Raw genomic sequence first — 2785 nt, forward strand, 5'->3', positions numbered from 1 at the left:
CGGTCTCGCGACCGCCTGTGAAACTTACAACATCGTGGGATCTCTCCCCCAACCTCGTAAGCACCCGCTGAACACTTCAAGCTTTCGCTCTTTGCGTCCCTCGGCTGCGCCTCGGAGTGTGACTCCCTCGCGCAGTCCAAAAACATAACCCACAGCCCACCCTCATTGCAACCTTTCGGCGAAAGCAACCGTAGAGCTCAACCCTTCAGCAGAAGCTCTCCCCAAGGCGCCAAACGTTCCAGCTGCTTCTGAGAGCCAGCAGCCACCACAGGGAAGCCCATCTCTGAGAGATCCCAGCCTGGTTCCAAATGAGCCGGATGAGGGCCGAGCCAAATCAAGGGGCAGCCCAGTTCAGTGAGCACGAGCCAAGCTGCGGCTAAGTCCCAAATTTTGGGAGTGGCCTCGAGCGCACCAGCGGTTTGGCCCATCGCCACACTGACCAAATTGAGGCTTGCAACACCCAAAAGACGTATTTTCCCTGGAAAGGACTGGTGTGGCCTTTTCTGGAGAACTCGAATCGATCGACTGCAAAGCGATATACAAGAGCTTCCAGCCGCAACCCTGATATCGGGGGTCAACCGTTTTTGATTACGCCAAGCCCCTTGTCCTCGAATCGCGACGATCCTTTGGCGCAAGGAAGGGATATCGAGAAACGCCTCTGAAGGCTCACCATTCACGAATCTTGCAATCGAGATAGCCCAGTAAGGAATTCCAGCCGCGAAATTGGTGGTGCCATCCAACGGATCCACCACCCAGTACGCCTGGCTCGACGGACACTCCTGACTTCCCTCTTCACTGAGCACACCCTCACCAGGGGCAATTTCGGCTAGTCCCTGAACAAAGGCAGCATCACTCCATCGATCACAGGCTGTGATCAAGCTTCCATCAGGTTTGACGTCGGACACGATGTGGCCAAAGTCATTGCGCTGACGTTCTGCAACTTGATCAAGTAAAAGATGCACTCGCTCGAGTTGCTGAGGAGTAAGCGGGTCAGGAGGCACCCTGCTCAGCTCTGAAACACAGGAACTGGTGCTTCGCAAGGAGGACGATTAGGTTGCGGCTCGATGGGGACATCAATATCTGCCTGCGATGGCTTTGTAGCAGGCAAATTGAGGGCTGGACATGCCAACACTTGATCAAGTCCGGTGCGACGGCGCAATTCAGCGATACTGACGTTGTAAGCGTTGATTGCATTGGCGTAACGGACCTGAGCTTCCGTTAAATCACGCTGAGTTTCCACAACCTCACGTTGTGTCGTTACACCAGCTTGAAATCGTAAACGAGCAATTCTCAACGACTCAGCAGCGGTTAGAACCTCACTAGTGGTGGTATGAATGTTCTGGGACGCTCTGCGAAGATTGAAGAAACTATCTTCAACTTCTGAACGAATGCTATCGCGCTCAGAAGCAAAATTGTATTTGCTCTCTTCGGCACGCTGCTTATTTTGACGGTATTGAGCGCGGGCACGCCCACCATCAAAAATGTTCCAGGTAGCGCTTAAACCAACGGCATTGTTGTAATTCCAGGTGTAATCATCAAGATCAACCGATCCCTGTTGATCTTGCTGACCCTGAATCCTAGATGTATCAAACCTATTAAAGATGCTCAGTACTGGCTGCACAGCAGCGAGAGCAGCATTGGCGTTGCTGTTGCTGATTGAGATATCCAGAATGAACTGATCTAACTCTTCCCTGAACGCATAGGCAGCGATGATGCTTTCTTGCAGTGATGGTTGCCAAGTGCCGAGCACGCGAGATGGATCCGCGGCTGTGGGGGTGACATCCTGTGGAAGATCCAGAAGTGAAGCTAATCCTCGGCGAGCACGGGATTGAGCAGCTAAACCATTGGTGAGCTGCAATCGGTCTCTCGAAAGCTGCGTTTGCGCTTCCAATACTTCGAGTTTGTTAGCGACTCCAGCTTGGTATCGAGCACGGGCGTCACTCAAACTCACAAGCGAAGCCCGAACCGACTGTTGACCGATGCGTACTTGTTCGTCCTGACGCTGGAGCTCAAAATAACTTGTTGAGGCCTGAAGCCTAAGATCTCTCAACGCGATGAGGTAAGCATCACTTGCTCTCTCAAAACTGTCGCGTGCTGACGCTATTTGAGGAACACGTGCAGGATCGATCAGATTCCACTGCACTTGGGCAGAAAAATTGGCCGACCAACGTCTTGTGTAAGTGTTTGGGTCACGTCCCGAAAATGGTTCTCCTGTCAGAGGATTTGGCTGATTAAATGTAGTGAGAAAATCAGGATTACTATATCGTTCACCCTCAAGATATTGCGGCAATCCATTCGCAGTCAGATTCACTGTGGGATACCAAAGCGCTATCGCAGCACGCAGTGAGGACTTGGCCTGTTCAACCTGACTTGCGGCAGCCTTCAAGCCGGGGTTGTTCACTTCAACTAAGCGCTCCACCTCTTGAAGCGTCAATGGTCGGAGTTCGCGGATCGTGACCTGAGAGGGAAGGTCGGGCAAGGCAAGGCTGTCAGGTGATGACAGCGCTTTCAAATCATCAGGGAGGGTGGTTGCCGCGGGTGGCAATACCGATGGATCGGCCTTGGGACGAGGCCCTTTGATGTCGATGGCATTCGGCAGAGTCGACTGATCCATCAAGAACGACTCGGAGGAGTCGGACACACCCTCAGCGTTCTGAGCAAGTGCAGGGGTCGCTGCAAAAACAGGTAGAAAACCTGCAACTAGAGCAATATGAGCAGCTGTCCGAAGCACAACAAAACTGGAACTGGTTTGAGTTTAAGTGCTTTTTTCGATGGAACCGAGTGC

The 2785-nt window shown here is 52.5% G+C and carries 2 protein-coding genes; both read right to left on the minus strand.

What is annotated here, in order from left to right; genetic code table 11:
- Positions 1 to 197: 197 nt before the first annotated feature.
- Entirely contained in the window at positions 198 to 1010 is an 813-nt protein-coding gene (locus NCN04_RS10190) for an inositol monophosphatase family protein (protein ID WP_502988788.1), read from the minus strand.
- A complete protein-coding gene (locus NCN04_RS10195) occupies positions 1007 to 2614 on the minus strand; it encodes a TolC family protein (RefSeq protein WP_250396023.1) in 1608 nt (535 codons plus the stop codon). Before NCN04_RS10195 ends, NCN04_RS10190 begins: the two co-directional genes overlap by 4 nt.
- Positions 2615 to 2785: the final 171 nt, after the last annotated feature.

Origin of the sequence: Synechococcus sp. MU1655 (assembly GCF_023630655.1) — a bacterium.
In the GTDB taxonomy this organism is placed as follows: Bacteria; Cyanobacteriota; Cyanobacteriia; order PCC-6307; family Cyanobiaceae; genus Synechococcus_C.

Coding starts and splice junctions, on each gene's coding strand:
- NCN04_RS10195 (WP_250396023.1), bottom strand. CDS start 2,614: ATGGATCAGTCGACTCTGCCGAATGCCATCGACATCAAAGGGCCTCGT.